The organism is Halospina sp. K52047b (assembly GCF_008709855.1).
Lineage (GTDB): Bacteria > Pseudomonadota > Gammaproteobacteria > Pseudomonadales > Oleiphilaceae > Halospina > Halospina utahensis_B.
Map to the genome: position 1 here is coordinate 272,383 of NZ_VYJH01000003.1, position 17,548 is coordinate 289,930.

The 17,548-nt window shown below is 64.3% G+C and carries 16 protein-coding genes; 12 read left to right on the forward strand and 4 right to left on the reverse strand.

All coding sequences use genetic code 11. From position 1 onward, the window contains the following. The first annotated feature begins 76 nt into the window (after nt 1-76). The 9 genes from F3089_RS05885 to F3089_RS05925 all read left to right on the forward strand — a co-directional run bounded on the left by F3089_RS05885 (nt 77) and on the right by F3089_RS05925 (nt 11,266). Entirely contained in the window at nt 77-1,456 is a 1,380-nt protein-coding gene (locus F3089_RS05885; RefSeq protein ID WP_151439896.1) for a CmpA/NrtA family ABC transporter substrate-binding protein, read from the forward strand. Nucleotides 1,457-1,525: 69 nt separating this feature from the next. Continuing rightward, on the forward strand, nt 1,526-2,467 hold the full coding sequence (locus tag F3089_RS05890) for an ABC transporter permease (RefSeq protein WP_502707327.1): 942 nt from the start codon (nt 1,526-1,528) through the stop codon (nt 2,465-2,467). Nucleotides 2,468-2,484: 17 nt separating this feature from the next. Beyond that, nucleotides 2,485-3,357, forward strand: coding sequence for an ABC transporter ATP-binding protein (locus tag F3089_RS05895; RefSeq protein WP_151439898.1), 873 nt, complete (start codon nt 2,485-2,487; stop codon nt 3,355-3,357). A 245-nt stretch (nt 3,358-3,602) separates the two neighbouring features. Next, nucleotides 3,603-4,811 carry an NAD(P)/FAD-dependent oxidoreductase gene (locus tag F3089_RS05900; protein WP_151439899.1) on the forward strand — a complete coding sequence of 403 codons (1,209 nt, stop codon included), beginning with the start codon at nt 3,603-3,605 and terminating at the stop codon, nt 4,809-4,811. 33 nt (nt 4,812-4,844) lie between these two features. Continuing rightward, complete coding sequence (gene nirB, locus F3089_RS05905; RefSeq protein WP_151439900.1) at nt 4,845-7,382, forward strand: nitrite reductase large subunit NirB; 2,538 nt, start codon at nt 4,845-4,847, stop codon at nt 7,380-7,382. An 11-nt stretch (nt 7,383-7,393) separates the two neighbouring features. Further along, entirely contained in the window at nt 7,394-7,759 is a 366-nt protein-coding gene (nirD, locus tag F3089_RS05910) for a nitrite reductase small subunit NirD (protein ID WP_151439901.1), read from the forward strand. A gap of 152 nt (nt 7,760-7,911) precedes the next feature. Beyond that, nucleotides 7,912-8,547, forward strand: a complete 636-nt coding sequence (locus tag F3089_RS05915; protein ID WP_151439902.1) for an OmpW/AlkL family protein — start codon at nt 7,912-7,914, stop codon at nt 8,545-8,547. Nucleotides 8,548-8,730: 183 nt separating this feature from the next. Beyond that, nucleotides 8,731-9,324, forward strand: coding sequence for a LemA family protein (locus F3089_RS05920; protein ID WP_151439903.1), 594 nt, complete (start codon nt 8,731-8,733; stop codon nt 9,322-9,324). A 13-nt stretch (nt 9,325-9,337) separates the two neighbouring features. Then, complete coding sequence (locus F3089_RS05925) at nt 9,338-11,266, forward strand: M48 family metallopeptidase (protein WP_151439904.1); 1,929 nt, start codon at nt 9,338-9,340, stop codon at nt 11,264-11,266. Here the strand turns inward: F3089_RS05925 and F3089_RS05930 are convergent, their stop codons facing one another. Beyond that, the gene (locus F3089_RS05930; RefSeq protein ID WP_151439905.1) at nt 11,267-12,511 is read right to left on the reverse strand and encodes an NAD(P)/FAD-dependent oxidoreductase; all 1,245 of its coding nucleotides are present in this window, start codon (nt 12,509-12,511) and stop codon (nt 11,267-11,269) included. A gap of 217 nt (nt 12,512-12,728) precedes the next feature. On the opposite strand from F3089_RS05930, the gene ubiU reads away from it, so the two are divergent. The 3 genes from ubiU to ubiT are packed head-to-tail and all read left to right on the forward strand — an operon-like array spanning nt 12,729 to nt 15,072. Continuing rightward, on the forward strand, nt 12,729-13,724 hold the full coding sequence (gene ubiU, locus F3089_RS05935; RefSeq protein ID WP_151439906.1) for a ubiquinone anaerobic biosynthesis protein UbiU: 996 nt from the start codon (nt 12,729-12,731) through the stop codon (nt 13,722-13,724). Nucleotides 13,725-13,726: 2 nt separating this feature from the next. Further along, a complete protein-coding gene (locus tag F3089_RS05940) occupies nt 13,727-14,620 on the forward strand; it encodes a U32 family peptidase (protein ID WP_151440043.1) in 894 nt (297 codons plus the stop codon). Continuing rightward, on the forward strand, nt 14,617-15,072 hold the full coding sequence (ubiT, locus tag F3089_RS05945) for a ubiquinone anaerobic biosynthesis accessory factor UbiT (RefSeq protein WP_225741689.1): 456 nt from the start codon (nt 14,617-14,619) through the stop codon (nt 15,070-15,072). Before F3089_RS05940 ends, ubiT begins: the two co-directional genes overlap by 4 nt. Here the strand turns inward: ubiT and F3089_RS05950 are convergent. The 3 genes from F3089_RS05950 to F3089_RS05960 are packed head-to-tail and all read right to left on the reverse strand — an operon-like array spanning nt 15,044 to nt 17,483. Further along, nucleotides 15,044-15,796, reverse strand: coding sequence for a co-chaperone DjlA (locus F3089_RS05950; RefSeq protein ID WP_151439907.1), 753 nt, complete (start codon nt 15,794-15,796; stop codon nt 15,044-15,046). The two genes, ubiT and F3089_RS05950, sit on opposite strands and share 29 nt — an antisense overlap. After that, complete coding sequence (murU, locus tag F3089_RS05955) at nt 15,793-16,479, reverse strand: N-acetylmuramate alpha-1-phosphate uridylyltransferase MurU (RefSeq protein WP_151439908.1); 687 nt, start codon at nt 16,477-16,479, stop codon at nt 15,793-15,795. The genes F3089_RS05950 and murU overlap by 4 nt, the downstream gene beginning before the upstream one ends. After that, nucleotides 16,476-17,483: an aminoglycoside phosphotransferase family protein gene (locus F3089_RS05960; protein ID WP_151439909.1), complete on the reverse strand. Its 1,008-nt coding sequence runs from the start codon at nt 17,481-17,483 to the stop codon at nt 16,476-16,478. Before F3089_RS05960 ends, murU begins: the two co-directional genes overlap by 4 nt. Between the last annotated feature and the right edge of the window lie 65 nt (nt 17,484-17,548).

The window sequence follows — 17,548 nt, forward strand, 5'->3', positions numbered from 1 at the left end:
ATTGAAACGGCAAAGGCGCCTGCTCCCGGACTGGGGGCAGGCGCTTTTTTTTGGTTTGTTGCAGGGGAGAAGTCCAATGAACGGGAACAGGCGGACAGTGTCCGGAATCGGCGCGCTTCTTCTGGCGGGTCTTGTGAGTGCATTGCCGGCGGGGGCCGAGGAGATCGGCCCGGCCGAAAAGCCGGACCTCAAGCTGGGGTTCATCAAGCTGACCGACATGGCCCCGCTGGCCATTGCCAAGGAGAAGCACTTTTTCTTCGACGAGGGTCTTTTTGTGGACCTGGAAGCCCAGTCCAACTGGCGCGTCCTCCAGAATCGCGTGGCCCGGGGCGCGTTGGATGGCGCCCACATGCTCGCGGGCCAGCCCATCGGGGCCAGCATCGGGGTTGGCGGTAACAGCTCCGACATTGTGACGGCATTCAGCATGGACCTGAACGGTAATGCCATTACCGTTTCGAACGATGTCTGGGAGGCCATGCGCCCCCATGTGCCGAAGCGTGAGGACGGCAAACCTGCCCACCCGATCAGTGCCGAGGCGCTTGCACCCGTTGTGGAATCGAGCCTGGACGAGGGCGAATCGTTCGACATGGGGATGGTTTATCCCCTCTCCACCCACAACTATGAGATCCGTTACTGGCTGGCGGCTGGCGGGCTTCACCCCGGGTTCTACGAGCCGCTTGAGGGTGACAACAGCGGTCGCAGCGGGGCGGATGTCCGGCTTTCCGTGACGCCGCCGCCGCAGATGCCCTCCACCATGGAGGCCGGCACCATCCAGGGCTACTGCGTGGGCGAACCCTGGAACCAGCAGGCCGTTGCCAAGGGCATTGGCGTTCCCGTGGTCACCAACCATGACATCTGGCCCCACAACCCGGAGAAAGTCTTCGGCGTGACCCGGGAGTGGGCCGAAGAGAACCCGAACACCCACCTGCGCGTGCTCCGGGCGCTGATCCGGGCAGCCCACTGGCTGGACGCGAACGGCAACGCCAATCGCGAGGAGGCCGTCGAGATCCTCTCGGATTCCCGTTACGTGGGGGCGGACGAAGAGGTCATCGCCAACTCCATGACCGGGACCTTCGAGTATGAGCCGGGCGATGTGCGCGAGGAGCCGGACTTCAATGTCTTCTTCCGCCACAACGCCAACTACCCCTACTACAGCGATGCCATCTGGTTCATGACCCAGATGCGGCGCTGGGGCCAGATTTCCGAACGGAAGCCGGATGACTGGTACATGAAGAAGGCGCGCGAAGTCTACAAACCCGCCATCTACGAGAAAGCGGCGCGCTCCCTGGTGGCGGACGGCACTCTGGAGGCCTCTGACTTCCCGGATTTTGACGACATCGACGGCTTCAAGCCGGTGCAGGACGACTTCATCGACGGCCGGGCCTACAACGGTCGCGAGCCCAATGCCTACATCAACAGTTTCGACATCGGCCTCAGCGGCGATGAAACGCCCTGATCAACAGGAGGCGGCGTTATGCAACAGACAGCCCCGGTGACACGGATCGCCGACTTCATGAAGCAACGGATGGCGGGGTTCAATCTCCAGGGTGCCATCAGGGCCCTGAGCATGCCGGTACTGGGCGTGCTCGCCTTCCTCCTTCTGTGGCAGATGGCAGCCCAGAGCGTCACCACCTCCCTGGGCAGCCTGCCCGGGCCGGCGGGCGTCTGGGAGCAGGCGGGCAACCTCTGGGCGGACCATCTCGAGGAGCAGCGACGCGCCGCCGAGTTCATCGAGATGCAGAAGGAACGCAATGCTCAGATTCTGGAGCGCAACCCGGACGCCGAGGTGCGGATCCGCCCCTACAGCGGCAAGGAAACCTTCATTGATCAGGTCCTGACGAGCCTGGGGACGGTGTTCTCGGGCTTTGTCCTGGCCTCACTGGTAGCGATTCCCCTGGGCATTGTCGTGGGGTTGAACCGGTACCTGTACGAGGCGGTGAATCCCGTGATCCAGGTGTTCAAGCCGGTTTCACCGCTGGCCTGGCTGCCCATTGTCACGCTGGTGGTGTCCGCCACCTACACGGTTGAGGACCCGATGGTCTCGCGCGCCTTCATCACGTCCATGGTCACGGTCTCGCTGTGCAGCCTCTGGCCCACGCTCGTGAACACCATCATGGGTGTGAATGCGGTGAGCCAGGACCTGCGCAACGTCAGCCAGGTCCTGCGGCTGGGCTTTTTCACCCACGTCTGGCGGGTGGTGCTGCCCTCCGCCATACCCATGATCTTCACCGGCCTGAGGCTGTCGCTGGGCATTGCCTGGATGGTGCTGATCGCCGCCGAGATGCTCGCCCAGAGCCCCGGGCTCGGCAAGTTCGTCTGGGATGAGTTCCAGAACGGCAGCAGCGAATCACTGGGTCGCATCATGGTGGCCGTGATCGTTATTGGCCTGATCGGGCTGGTGCTGGACCGCGGCATGCTGATGCTGCAGCGCCTGCTCTCCTGGGATCGCGCCAGCGCCACACACTGAACAAGGGAGGTTTCACCATGAGTCATTCACGTCCCCATCTCGAACTGTCCTCAGTGGGCATGGGTTTCCCCGTCAAGGGCGGGACCTTTACGGCCCTGGAGGACGTCAACCTGCGCGTCGCCGAGGGCGAGTTCATTTCCCTGATCGGCCACTCCGGCTGCGGCAAGTCCACCGTTCTCAACATCATCGCGGGACTGATGCGGGCCACGCGCGGCGGGTGCCTGCTGGACGGCCGGGAGGTCACCGAGCCGGGCCCGGAGCGGGCAGTGGTCTTCCAGAATCACTCGCTGATGCCCTGGCTGACTGCCTATGGCAACGTCGAACTGGCCGTGCGACAGGTGTTCCGCCGTTCCATGACGCGTCAGCAGCGCCGGGACTGGGTCATCCACAACCTGGAGCTGGTGCACATGGGGCATGCCATCGACAAACGTCCGGATGAGCTCTCCGGTGGCATGCGCCAGCGCGTGGGCATTGCGAGAGCCCTGGCCATGCAGCCAAAGGTGCTGCTGATGGACGAACCCTTCGGTGCCCTGGATGCGCTGACCCGGGCGCACCTGCAGGACTCGCTCATGGAGATCCAGCGTGAGCTCAACAGCACCGTCATCATGATCACGCACGACGTGGACGAGGCGGTGCTGCTGTCCGACCGGATCGTGATGATGACCAACGGGCCGGCCGCAACCATTGGCGAGGTCCTGGACGTGCCGTTGGCGCGGCCTCGCGACCGTGTCGGGCTGGCGGACTGCGCCGAGTACAACCGTTGCCGTCAGTCGGTGCTGAGCTTCCTCTACGAAAAGCAGCAGAAAGTGATGTCGATGCCCAGGAAGAGTGGTGAGGCCCGGGGTGATCCGGAAGGGGCACCATCGGCTTCGGGGGCCGTGAACGCCTGATTCTGGTGCATCAGCGCCCACGTGTGCACCAGCAGGGTTCCAGTGACTCCCTTCCATCGACATGCCTTTGTTTCCAAGTAGTTGATTTTTTGGGGGAGTAAGTGTTGGCACGCAACCTGCTCCCCGAAGGGTGTGTCTGAGGACACGGACATTGCGAATCAACAGGGCATTGGCGCCTGATCGGTCTTCCTCAAGGGAAGGTTGGCAGGCGCCTTTTTTGTTGGGGCAGGGCCCCGGAGGCAGGAATGGGCGGTGAGCTCGTCATTATCGGACACGGCATGGCCACGCAGCGGCTTCTGGAGTCGCTGGCGGGGGAACAGCACGGCTGGCGTGTGACCGTCATCAGTGACGAACCGGAGCTGGCCTATAACCGGATCCTGCTCTCCCCCTGGCTGGCCGGCGAAACCACCACGGATGCGCTGGCGCTGGCATCGCACGGCTGGTACGCGAATCAGGGCGTGCAGCTGCACCAGGGTGACGGCGTGGCCTGGATTGATCGCGCCGCACGGGCAGTGATCACCCGGGCCGGCCACAGGATTCCCTTTGACCGGCTGGTCATCGCCACCGGCTCCCGTCCGGCCATACCAGGGATCGAGGGGGCCGACCTGGAGGGCGTAACCGGATTCCGGAGCCTTGAGGATGCCCGGTGGATGGCGGAGGGCTCCCGGCAGGGAGGCAATGCCGTCGTTATTGGTGGTGGCTTCCTCGGGCTGGAAGCGGCCGAAGGCCTGAGGGCGCAGGGGATGACAGTGTCCGTGGTGCATCGGGGGCACTCCCCCCTGAACCGGCAGTTGGACGCGACCGCCGGCGGGATGCTCGCTGAGGCGCTCCGCCGGCGGGGTATGGTCCTGCACCTGGCCAATGGTGTGGATCGGATCCAGGGCAACGGCCGGGTCGAGGCGGTTCGCCTTCAGGACGGCCGTGAACTGGCAGCGGATCTGGTGGTGATGGCGGCAGGGATCCAGCCGAACCGGCAAATGGCGGAGGAGGCCGGGCTTGAATGCGAGCGTGGCATTCATGTGGACGCCACGCTCACCACCAGCGACGAACGCATCCATGCCCTGGGTGAATGCTGTCAGTTCCGGGATCAGACCTACGGTCTGGTCGAGCCGGTCTACCGGCAGGCAGAAGTTCTCGCTGACCGGCTCTGCGGTGGCCGGCGGGTCTACCGTGAAACGCCCGTGGCAACGCGGCTCAAGATCAGTGGTGTGGACGTGTTCTCCTGCGGGGATATTGAACCCCGTGACCGGGACACCGAATCCATCCTCTACCACGACCGTCGCGGTGGCGAGTACCGCCGCCTGCTCCTGAAGAACAACCGCCTCGTCGGTGCCGTCCTGTATGGCGATGCATCGATGGGCCCCTGGCTCTTCGAGCACCTGAGCCGGGGAACGGATCTCAGTGCCTGGCGCGCGAGCCTGGCATTTGGCGAAGCATACTGCGAGGCGGCCTGAGACGCCGCCCGCTGGCAACCGGAGGAAAATGCCATGACACAACAGAACCTGATCGTGATCGGTAACGGCATGGTCGGCCACCACTTCCTGGAGCAACTGGCTGAAAGCGGCCAGGCGGACGGCTTCCATGTGACCGTACTGGGGGAGGAGCGCCACATCGCCTACGACCGCGTGCACCTGTCCGAGTACTTCCAGGGCAAGTCCGCCGATGACCTGGCGTTTTCCACGGCGGACCAGTATGCCCAGTGGGGGTTCGAGTTGCGGCTGAACACGGCGGCGACCGCCATTGACCGGGAGGCCCGCACGCTCACCCTCGACAGTGGCGAAACACTGCCCTACGACAAGCTCGTGCTGGCCACCGGCTCCTATCCCTTCGTGCCCCCGATCGAGGGCAATGACCGGGAGGACTGCCTGGTCTATCGGACCCTGGACGACCTGGACGCCATCCGCGAGGCCGCTTCCCGGTCGAACACCGGTGTGGTGGTTGGCGGCGGCCTCCTGGGGTTGGAGGCCGCCAACGCCCTGCGCGAACTGGACCTGGACACGGCCGTGGTGGAATTCGCACCCCGGCTGATGCCGGTCCAGGTGGACGAAGAGGGCGGTGGCATCCTGCGCGAGAAGATCGAGGAACTGGGCGTGCAGGTGCTGACCGGCCGCGCGACCCAGCGCATCGACGCGGGCACCAATGCCCGGCACCAGATGGTCTTCCAGGATGATCGGCTGCTGGAGACGGACCTGGTCGTATTCTCCGCCGGCATCCGTCCGCGCGATGAACTGGCGCGCGACGCGGGCCTGACCATGGGCGAACGCGGGGGCGTCGTGATTGACGATCACTGCCGCACCAGTGATCCCGACGTCCTCGCTATCGGGGAAGTGGCGCTGTGGAACGACAGCATCTTTGGCCTGGTCGGCCCCGGCTACCAGATGGCCAAGGCGGCACTGGACACCCTGACCGGGGGCGACCGGGCCTTCACCGGGGCGGACATGAGCACCAAGCTCAAGCTCATGGGCGTGGACGTGGGCGCCATCGGCGATGCCCACGGCAACCAGAACCCGGGGGCGCGCTTCTACCGCTACACCAACGGCATCGCCCAGGAATACCGCAAGCTGGTGGTCTCCGCCGACGGCAAGCAGCTTCTGGGCGCCATGCTGGTGGGCGACAACAGCTACTACGATACCCTGCTCCAGTACATGCTCAACGGGCTGGAACTGCCGGATAATCCGGAATCCCTGATCCTGCCGGCCAACGAGGGCGGGGCCCCGGCGCTGGGCGTGGATGCGCTGCCGGAGACCGCCGGCATCTGTTCCTGCCACAACGTCACCAAGGGCGACATCGTGCAGTGCGTTCACGACGGGTATGCGTCCGTGGGGGATGTGAAAGCCGCGACCAAGGCCGGTACCGGCTGCGGCGGCTGCGCCGGTCAGCTCAAGGAGATCGTCGACCACGAGATGGCGGCGCTGGGCATGGAGGTGGACAACAGCGTCTGCGAGCACTTCCAGTACACGCGCCAGGAGCTCGAGCACATCATCCGCGTCGAGGGCATCCATGACTTTCATACCCTGCTGAAGAACCATGGCCACGGCCTCGGCTGCGACATCTGCAAGCCGGCGGTGGCCTCGATCCTGGCGTCCACCTGGAACGACTACGTGCTCAACCCGGAGCACGTGGGGTTGCAGGACACCAACGACACCTTCCTCGCCAATATGCAAAAGGACGGAACCTTCTCCGTGGTGCCCCGTGTCGCCGGGGGCGAGATCACCCCGGACAAGCTGATCACGCTGGGTGAGGTGGCCAAGGAATTCGAACTCTACACTAAGATCACCGGCGGTCAGCGCGTGGACCTCTTCGGGGCCAAGCTCAACGATCTGCCCTCCATCTGGCAGCGGCTCGTGGATGCGGGCTTCGAGACGGGCCACGCCTACGGCAAGGCCTTGCGGACGGTGAAGAGCTGCGTGGGCAGTACCTGGTGCCGTTACGGAGTGCAGGACAGCGTGCAGCTCGCCATCGACCTGGAGCACCGCTACAAGGGCATCCGCGCGCCGCACAAGATCAAGTTCGGGGTCAGTGGCTGCACCCGTGAATGCGCCGAGGCCCAGAGCAAGGACTTCGGCGTGATCGCCACCGAGCATGGCTGGAACCTCTATGTGGCGGGTAACGGCGGCATGCGTCCGCGCCACGCGGATCTCTTCGCCCAGGACCTGGATACCGATTCCCTCATCCGGTTCGTTGACCGGTTCATGATGCTCTACATCCGCACCGCCGACCGGCTGCAGCGCACGGCGCGCTGGCTGGAGAACCTGGATGGCGGCCTGGATTATGTTTATGACGTTGTGGTCAACGATTCGCTGGGCATCGCCGAGGACCTGGACGCGCAGATGGCGCGGCTGATCGAGAATTACCAGTGCGAGTGGAAGACCACGCTGGAAGACCCGGAGAAGCTCAAGCGCTTCCGCCAGATGATCAACGACGACGGCGACGACCCCTACGTGGTCACGGTGGAAGAGCGCGAGCAGCCGCGCCCGGCCACGGCCGAAGAGAAGCTGGAACGCATTCCGGCGGTATCCGTCTGAGGAGGATTCACATGACACATCAGAATGAATGGACCCCTGTGGGCAGCAGGGCCGACCTGGTACCGGGCGCGGGCATTGGCGCGCGCTTCGGTGACCGCCAGGTGGCCATCTTCTACATCCCCGAGTTGGAGCAGTCACTGTTCGCGGTGGACAACTACTGCCCGATCTCCGGTGTGAACATCATCGCCCGGGGCATCGTGGGTGATGTGGAAGAAGAACCCGTGGTGGCGACGCCGCTGTATAAGAAGCATTTCTCACTGCTCGATGGGCGCTGCCTGGAAGACGCCAGGTACAGGCTCCGAACCTACGCTGTGCGCCTGGAAGGCGACCAACTGCAGCTCGCGCCGCGGGAGCAGGGGCAGGGCGCTGCGGCCTGAATCCTGAACACCAGCCGGGGGCACGGATAGGATCCTGGCTTGCCGCGTGGAGAATTGACGGAAATCAAATTCAAAATCAATGAGATAGATCAATCTTGTTTTGGGGTAACGGGCTTATGCTGGTTCCATAATCCAACGGCAGGAGCCCGACCATGAAATTGAACCCGATTCGCCAATCCCTAATCGCTGCCCTTTCCATCAGTGTCATTGGTGCGGCAGCCCCTGCTGTGGCCTACGACAAGGGCGACACCATTGTCCGTGGCGGTATTGCCAGTGTGGTACCGGGGGGGAGTTATTCTTCTGTCGCGGGAGGTGCCTATGATCTTCGCGCGGATTCGGACATCCAGGCAGGGGCCAGCATCAGCTATATGATGACCGATAACATGAGCGTAAATCTGCTGGCCGCTACTCCCTTTGAACATGATATTGAAGCCAGTCAGTTCGGAGGCTCCAACGTTGGCTCAACCAAGCATCTGCCTCCCACGGTGACTGTCTCGTGGTTCCCGCTTTCCGGCCAGGGATTCGCCTTTAAGCCCTATGTGGGCGCAGGCGTGAACTACACGACTTTCTGGGATGAAGAAATCGCTCTGGGGGACCTGAACCTAGATGATTCAGTTGGTCTCGCAGCCCAGGTAGGCGTGGATGTACCGTTGGCTGAAAACTGGAGTGTTGGTGCAGCAGCCTACTATGCAGATATTGAGGCGGATGCGGAGCTCGATGGGAACCCCATCGGAACAGTGGAGATTGATCCCATGATCTACCGCCTGCACGTCGGCTACAGCTTCTGAACCCAGTGACTCTGCGAGCGGGCGTCAATTGGCGTCCGTTCGAGTCCTTTCCTGATTGTTCCTGTCTATTCTTCTCCCCAAGCTGTTATCCACTGATTCCGAAACCGCCCCTGATTACTGGCGTTATCGTGACTTTTCCTCTTTAATCCTGCTCAGTATCCGGACCTGAAGAGGATTGAGCGTATGGACACAACCACCCTGATCGGCCTAGCGGTGATCGTCCTGATCGTCGGCTATGCCATCGTCATTTACAACCATCTGGTCACGCTGAAGAACCGCTTCAAGAATGCCTTTGCGCAGATTGATGTCCAGCTCAAGCGTCGGCATGACCTGATCCCCAATCTGGTGGAAACCGCCCAGGGCTATCTGACTCATGAGCGCGAGACGCTGGCCCGGGTGACCGAAGCCCGCACCGGGGCGATGCAGGCCCAGGAAAATGCCCGGAAAGATCCCGGGGACGGACAGAAGATGAACAACCTGGCCAGTGCCGAGAACATGCTCACCAAGGCCCTTGGCGGTTTCAATGCGGTGATGGAGAACTACCCGGACCTCAAGGCCAACGAGACCATGCTGCAGCTTATGGAGGAGCTGTCCTCCACCGAGAACCGCGTGGCCTTTGCTCGTCAGTCGTTCAATGACTCCGTGATGGACTACAACACCTACCGTGAGAAGTTCCCCAACAACTTCATGTCGGGTTTTTTCGCCTTCAAGCCCGCCGGGTTGCTGGAGTTTGATACCGAGGCGCTGAGCGAGCCGCCCTCCGCCTCATTCAGCTGAGGGGGCGGCTGCCATGCGTTTCTTCGAACGCCAGGACCGGGCCCGGCGCCAGTCGCTGGTCCTGATCCTGCTGTTCCTGCTGGCCGTGAGCCTGATCATCCTCGCGGTCTCGGCGGTGCTCTACGGCTTCTACGTTTTCTGGGTCCACTACCCGGTGCCGTTCCTGGACTGGCTCCTCTCGGAGCCCGGCTGGGCCGTGACCGGTACAGTGGCGGCCATTGTCGCCATGGGGTCACTCTACCGTTACGCGGATCTGCGTCGCGGCGGGGAACGGGTGGCGCGCATGGCGGGTGCCCGTCCGGTTCCCGCTGATACGGCAGAGAAGGGAGAGCGTCAGCTGCGCAATGTTACCGAGGAGATGGCCCTTGCCAGCGGGGTCACCGTCCCGCAGCTGTTCGTGATGGACCAGGAGGCGGCCATCAACGCCTTCGTGGCCGGTTATCAGCCCAATGAGGCGGTGCTGGTGGTGACCCGGGGCACTCTGGATGAGCTCAGCCGCGATGAGCTGCAAGGCGTCGTGGCCCATGAATTCAGCCATATTCTCAACGGCGACATGCGCATCAACGTGCGGCTCATCTCGATGCTGGCGGGTATTCTGCTGATCGGCCAGCTGGGCCAGTACCTGGTGCGGTTCGGCATCTGGGGCTGGAGCGGTTACCATCACCGGCGCCGCTACGATGGCGCTCTCGTACTCGCGGGCGCCGTGCTGGTGATTGTGGGCTACGTCGGGCTTTTCATGGGGCGGGTTATCAAGTCGGCGGTCTCGCGCCAGCGCGAATACCTGGCGGATGCCGCCGCCGTGCAGTTCACCCGCAATCCTGAGGGCATCGGAGGGGCGCTGTACCGGATCGGCGTGGCTGCTTCCGGATCGCGGCTCAGAGCCACCAGTCATGCGGAAGACCTGAACCACCTGTGCTTCGGGGAAAGCGTCTCTCTGGCGCGCCTTCTGGCTTCCCATCCTCCGATTGAGGACCGGCTTAACGCCATCGATGAGACCCTGCTGGTGCGCATGAAATCCCGGGATCGCAAGGCTGCCCGGGAACAGGGTGAGGCGCCGCCCACGGCAGCCAACGAGGCAGCAGCGGCCATGGGGTTCTCGGGTGCGGGCGGTCTCGAGATCGGCAGTGGTGCCGCCCCGGTGGGGGCGCTCAGTGAGTCCGGGACCTGCCATGTCCGCTCACTGCTTGCCGCGCTGCCCGGCGGCCTGAACCAGCAGCTGCATGGGGCCGAGGGGGCAGTCCACCTGTGTCTGGCGCTGGCGCTGGAAGAGGCGGACCACGGCGCCCTGGATCAGTGGCTCCCGGAGCTGGAGCCGGTGGGTGCCGTAGCGATTGACCCACTCCTGGTGCGCCAGATGATCCAGACGCTGCGTGATCTGGGCCCGGCCTACAGGGTGCCGCTGGTCGAGCTGTCACTGCCGGCATTGCGGGAGCTGGAGACACCGGCGAAAGGCCAGTTACTGCGGGACATGGAACAGCTGATCCGCGAGGACCGTGGCGCCCGCCTGCACGACATCGCCATCCTGGGCTTCCTCAAACATCATCTCGGCAAAAGAGCGGGTCGCAACCGGAAGGTGGTCCACCGTCGCTACGGGGCGGTAATGCCGGACATCCGCCGGCTGTTGTGGCTGATGGCATCGGCGGGTACACGCGCCGATCCGGAGCCCCTGTACCGGGAGGCCATGGCGGGATTCGAAACGGAGGCCAGGCGGCCTTCCGGCGAGGGCACCAGCGCCCGCAAGCTGCTTCAGTCACTGGGGCGGCTGGACGGGCTGCCGGCGATGCTCAAGCCCGCCATCATTGATGCCTGTGTTCACTGCATCCAGGAAGACGGGCGTGTCAGCCCGCGTGAGTATGAGCTGCTGCGCATCATCGCCGATCAGCTGGACTGCCCCATGCCGCCGCTGCCACCCTCCGGCGAGAGCGGCCCGGAGCAGGGCTGATCAGCCTGCTTTCAGTGGCTTGTGGGCAATGTCGGGCTCCTTGCCCTTAAGCATCTGGTTCCAGTAGAACGGCGGAAGCAGGTGCTTCTTGACCACCCAGTAGAACCGGGATTCCTTGAAGGGGCTCAGGGGCAGCGTAGGGGTCACGACACCGTCGTACATGAACTCGGCCAGCATCACCTTGCCGTAGGCGGTGACCAGTGGGCACGAGGTGTAGCCGTCGTACTGGGCGTCCAGTGCCTGCCCGTCCAGGCGCGCCAGCAGATTGCGCACTGTGACCGGAGCCTGCTTGCGCACGGCTGCGGCGGTCTTGGAGGTGGGCAGGGAGCTGGCATCGCCCAGTGAGAAGACGTTGGGGTAGCGGGTGTGCTGTGTGGTGCCCTTGTCCACGTCCACCCAGCCGTCGGCATTGGCCAGCGGGCTCTGTTTCACGAAGTCGGGTGAGGTCTGATGCGGTGTCACGTGTAGCAGGTCGTAGGGCTGTTCCACCTCGGTGGTTTCCCCGTTGGCGTCCTTGGTGGCGAAGCGGGCCACCTTGCGCTCGGCATCAATGGCGACCAGGTCATGGCCCTGGTTGACGCCGATGCCGTAGCGGTCCATCACCTTCTGCAGGTGCGGCACGAAGTCCGGCACGCTGAACAGGGCGCCGGCGCCACTGTAGAACTGCAGGTTGCTTTCGGGGGCCAGGTCGTTCCGGCGCAGGTGATCCGCGGCCAGGTAGGCGATCTTCTGTGGCGCGCCGGCGCATTTCAGCGGGGGCGGCGGCTGGGTGAAGATAGCGTTGCCGCCCCGGAACTGGCGCAGGCATTCCCAGGTGTAGGGTGCCGTCTCCGGACTGTAGTTGCTGCACACGCCGTTGCTTCCCAGGGCTTCACGCAACCCTTCCACGCGATCCCAGTCCAGCTTGATGCCGGGGGCGACGACCAGGTGCTCATACTGCACCTGGCGGCCGTCCTCAAGTGTGAGCTGGTTGCTGTCCGGCTCGAACGTGGCCACGCCGGCGTGGATCCAGGTGGCCGTTTCCGGCAGTGTTTCCTTCTGGGCCCGCCGGGTGCTGTCCATGTCATAGGTGCCGCCGCCGACCAGCGTGAATGCCGGCTGGTAGTAGTGGACTTCCGAGGGTTCCACCACGGCCACATCCAGTTCAGGGCGCTGGCGGAGCAGGGAAGCGGCGACAGTGGTACCGGCAGTACCACCGCCGACGATCACCACCTGATGGCTGAGGGACTGGGAGGGAGTGTTCATGGGGCCTCTCATTCTGGTTCTGGTCAATGATGCTTTGTGATTGCTGCTTATAATAACGCCTTTTCTGAGATCATAAATTGATAAAAACAAAAACCGTAAGTTTGTTTTGGAATATACAAATCAGACAAGAGCATGGTGAGACCAGTTGACGGATTCGGTGGCGGTCATGTCCGGGTAGCGGGATCATACCCGTCGCCGTCAGCCACCGGAGGCTCCCATGGAACTCGTCTGCCCGGCGGGCAGCCTGCCCGCTCTCAAGGCGGCTGTTGATGCGGGAGCGGATGCCGTCTACATCGGCTTCCGCGACCACACCAACGCCCGCCAGTTCGCCGGCCTCAACTTCACCGAAAAGCGCATGCGCGAGGGGATGGAGTACGCCCGCCAACGTGGCACACGCGTTTTCTGTGCCCTCAACACTTACCCGCAGCCCGCGGGCTGGAAGCACTGGACGTCAACGCTGGACCGGGCGGCGGACCTGGGGTTTGATGCCCTGATCCTGGCGGATATGGGGCTGCTGGACCATGCGGCCCGTCACCATCCCGGGATTCCGCGCCATCTTTCCGTACAGGGCTCGGCCACCAGCCATGAAGCACTGCGGTTCTATCACCGGGAGTTCGGTATCAGCCGCGCCGTGCTCCCCAGGGTCCTGTCCATGGATCAGGTGCGGCAGGTGGCCGGGCATTCCCCGGTGGAACTGGAAGTGTTCGCTTTCGGCAGTCTCTGCATCATGGCCGAGGGGCGCTGTTATCTGTCTTCCTATCTGACCGACGAGTCCCCGAATACCTGTGGTGCCTGTTCACCCGCAAAGGCCGTGCGCTGGGAGGAGAAGGGCGATGATCTGGAGGCCCGGCTCAACGGGGTACTGATCGACCGTTTCGCCGGTGATGAGCAGGCGGGCTACCCGACCCTGTGCAAGGGGCGCTTTGAAGTGGAGGGGGCCGTCTACCACGCCATTGAGGAACCCACCAGTCTCAACACCATGGATCTGCTTCCGGAGCTGCACCGCCTTGGTGTTTCCGCCGTCAAGATCGAAGGGCGGCAGCGCAGCCCCGCCTACAGCGGTCAGGTGGCCGAAACCTGGCGGGCGGCGATCGACCGCGTGAAAGCGGATCCCGAGACCTTTGAACCCGCCCCGGAATGGCAGCGCACGCTGGGCGACCTGTCCGAGGGTGGGCAGACCACACTGGGCGCATGGACCCGGAGCTGGAAATGACGATGAAACTCTCACTGGGGCCGATTCTCTGGTACTGGCCCCGCCAGGATGTGCTCAACTTCTACGCCGAAGCGGCCGAATGGCCGGTGGAGACCATCTATCTCGGCGAGGTGGTGTGTTCCCGCCGCCGGGACATGAAGGTGGCGGACTGGATGGATCTGGCCCGCGATCTGCGCGACTGCGGCAAGGAGGTGGTGCTTTCGAGCCAGACGTTGATCGAATCCGAAGCGGACCTGCGCACCCTGCGCCGCATCCGGGACAACGGCGAATTCCTGGTCGAGGCCAACGATCAGAGTGCGCTGAACATGGTGATCGAGGCCGGCCTGCCGTTCGTCACTGGCCCCTCCATGAACGTCTACAATCCCGCAACACTGCGGGTTCTGCTGCGCCGGGGCCTGCAGCGCTGGTGCCTGCCAGTGGAACTGAGCCGCGATACGCTCGCCGACATGCAGACCACGCTGTATGAGCAGTCCCTGCATGCGCCGGTGGAAGTCTTCGCCTGGGGCTTTCTGCCACTGGCCTGGTCCTCACGCTGCTTCACCGCACGCTACTACGGCAAGCCCAAGGACCGCTGCGAGTTCGTCTGTCAGCAGCATCCGGACGGGTTGGCTCTCAGGTCCCGGGAGCATCAGGATGTTTTCCGGCTCAATGGCACCAGCACCCTGTCCGGCGCCCGCTATGACCTGATGCGGGAGCTGCCGGACATGCAGGGGCTGGGCGTGGACGCCGTGCGCTTGAGCCCGGAGCACGAAGGTATGGCGGAGGTCGTGGCACGTTTCGACCGGGCGCGTCAGGGAGACATGCCAGAGCGTCATCCGCTTCACCTGGCGGAGGCGCCCCCCTGTGACGGCTACTGGTATGGCCGGCCGGGCATGGACTGGAGTCAGACCCCATGAAGCAGACACTGGACCGAATGGCGCGCAGCCTGATTCCGCTGGTGGATGCCCGGCTGCCCTGGGGGCTCAAGCAGGGGCTGGTGGAAGTACCCCTGAATCACCTTTTTGCCGAAGCCCTGGTAGAGGGTGATTTCGAGGAGCTGGAAGGGCGTGTGCTGCGGCTCGAACTGGAAGACGCCACCACCGGGGTGACCCTGGGGTTCTGGGGTGGACGCCTGCGAATGGCGGACGCAGCGCCCGAGGCGACCATACGGGGCACCACGGAAGCCTTCCGGCGCCTGGCGGAGCGTCGGGAGGACCCGGACCGCCTGTTTTTCCAGCGTCAGCTGGTGATCGAGGGGGATACGGAGCTGGGGCTGGCGGTCAAGAACCTGCTGGATGCGCTGGAATGGCGCATTCCCCTTCTCAGCGGCCCTGCCGTGCTCAGCGCGCCTCCGGATGACGCCGGTTGATCAGATCCCAGGCCTTGTGGATCTCCTCCAATCGGGCCCGGGCCAGCTCCGGGTCCATGTCCGTGTGCTGGACGCGGTCCGGATGATAGAGGCTGCGCTGTTTGCGGTAAGCCTGGCGCAGGGTCTCCAGTGAATCCGAGGGTTTGCCACCAACCACCTGGCAGGCGCGGGCGAGACCGGTCAGGGGCGTTTCGCTGGTGCCTTCGCCCGGGGAAGTGATCCAGACCTTGCCCCGGTAGCTCTGAAGGATGCGGTTGCTGGCGGTGGCCGGCAGGCCGGTGGCGATGATGGCGGTGTGGCAGCGGGCAATGCGGGCGGCCGAATCCGGGCCGTCCTGGTAGCACAGGTGCGCCAGCGCCATGCTCAGGCGCAGCGCTGAATCCGGCCAGCGGCGCGTGAGCAGCCGGAACCACAGGGGCACCACCGGCTGGGTATCCTGCTTGCCGTTAGTGAAGCGCCGGATCAGCCGGCGGCGCTGACGGGGCCCTGCATTGAAATTGCGCATCAGGGACTCGCCGTAGCGGATGTCCAGCTCGGTCACCCGGCCGTCCGCCTTGGCCACATAGCCCATCAGCCGGAACAGTGTGCCGCGTGCCCATCGGGGCAGACCGGTGCGTTCCAGGAGCCGGGCGCCGTGATGGCCGCAGGACGCCAGCTCACGGAGCAGGTCGGAAAGGTTCTCCGGCAGTGCGTCCGTACTGTTGTGGCTGTGTTTCGCGCTCATGGGGCAGCACCACTCCCTGCCAGTGTGCGCGCCGTCTCGAGGCGCTCTGGGGTGCCAACATCCACCCAGTGACCGTCATGGCGGAGGCCGCTCACCCGCCCCTGCTGGCAGGCGGTGCGCAGAATGGGGCCAAGCCGGTCCTCTTCATCCGGTGCACTGTCGATCAGGCGTCGGTTCAGCCGGCTGATTCCGGCAAAGGTGAGCGATTCACCCTGGTCCCTGGTTATCCGGCCATTGGCCAGTGCGAAATCCCCGCCACTGTGGTGGGCCGGGTTCGGCACCAGGACCAGGTGGGCATCCAGATCTTCCCCCAGTGGCGTGGTGGCAAGCGCGGCCATGTCGAAATCCGTCCAGACATCCCCGTTGATGACCAGGAATTCATTGCCTGTTTCCGTGAGCATCGGCAGCGCCCGGCGTAATCCGCCCAGAGTCTCCAGCGGCTCCCCCTCCCGGGAGTATTCAATGCGGGCCCCCAGATGGGCGCCATCGCCGAGCTCGGCTTCAATCCGCTCGCCCAGCCAGGCGGTGTTGATGACGATATCGGGAACACCGGCCCGCACCAGGGCCTCGATGTGCCACTGGATCATCGGCCGACCGCCCACCGGCAACAGCGGCTTGGGGGTCTCCAGGGTCAGTGGCCGCAGGCGTTCGCCGCGCCCGGCTGCCAGGATCATGGCCTTCATGTGGCCCCCGCCATGGGTTCCACGGCCGGTGCCACGCGTTCCGCGAGCCAGTCCCCGAAGTGTTCGAGCGCCGGCTGACGCCGTGCGGCCGAGATGATGTAAGCCAGGGTGCGCGGGATGTCCGCCAGGTAGCGCGGCTTGCCATCGCGCTGGTCGAGCCGCGCGAAGATGCCGCTGGCCTTGAGGTGGCGCTGGATGCCCATGAGCTCGAACCACTGGCGGAAGGTGGCCTCGTCCGCCTGATGCAGGCCGGCCTCCCGCGCCTCCAGGCGGTAGGCCTCCAGCCACTGGTAGACCTTTTCGAGCGGCCAGGCGACGTAGCAGTCCCGCAGCAGTGAGGCAGCGTCATAGGTGATGGGGCCGGTGACCGCGTCCTGGAAGTCGATGATGCCGGGGCTGTTATTGTCCGTCACCAGCAGGTTCCGGGAGTGGTAGTCACGGTGGACCGTAACCCGGGGCTGGGCGAGGGCGGACTCGGTCAGGGTGGCGAAGGTGGTCGCCAGCATGGCCTGCTCCTGGCTGGAGAGCTTTAGGCCGAGCTTCTGTTCCAGAAGCCAGTCCGGGAAAAGCTGCATCTCCTGCTGCAGGCGCTCGCGGTCATAGGACGGCAGGGGATGGTCCGGCGGTGAGGACAGGCCCTGAAGGCGGACCAGCGCACTGAGGGCTTCGCCGTAAAGCCGGTCCGCGCTTGCCTCGCTGGTGAGTTCATCCAGGTAGAGCCGGTCGCCCAGATCCTCCAGCAGCAGGAACCCCTGCGCCTGATCCTCGGCCAGCAGTGCCGGCACATGCAGGCCGTGTTCGTGCCAGTGATGTGTCAGCGCCACAAAGGCCCCGCAGGATTCCTTCTCCGGCGGGGCATCCATCACGATCCGGGAGCCCTCCGGGGTCTGCACACGGAAATAGCGCCGGAAACTGGCATCGCCGGCCACCGGTTCCGGTGTCCGCGGCGCCGTTCCGAGGCACTGGTCCAGCCAGGCCAGCATGGCGTCGTAGCGTTGATCCATGGTTGCTCCCGTTAATGGGCGCCGCGCCAGGCAGCACCTTTCAGATGTGTTGTATTCTGCATTAA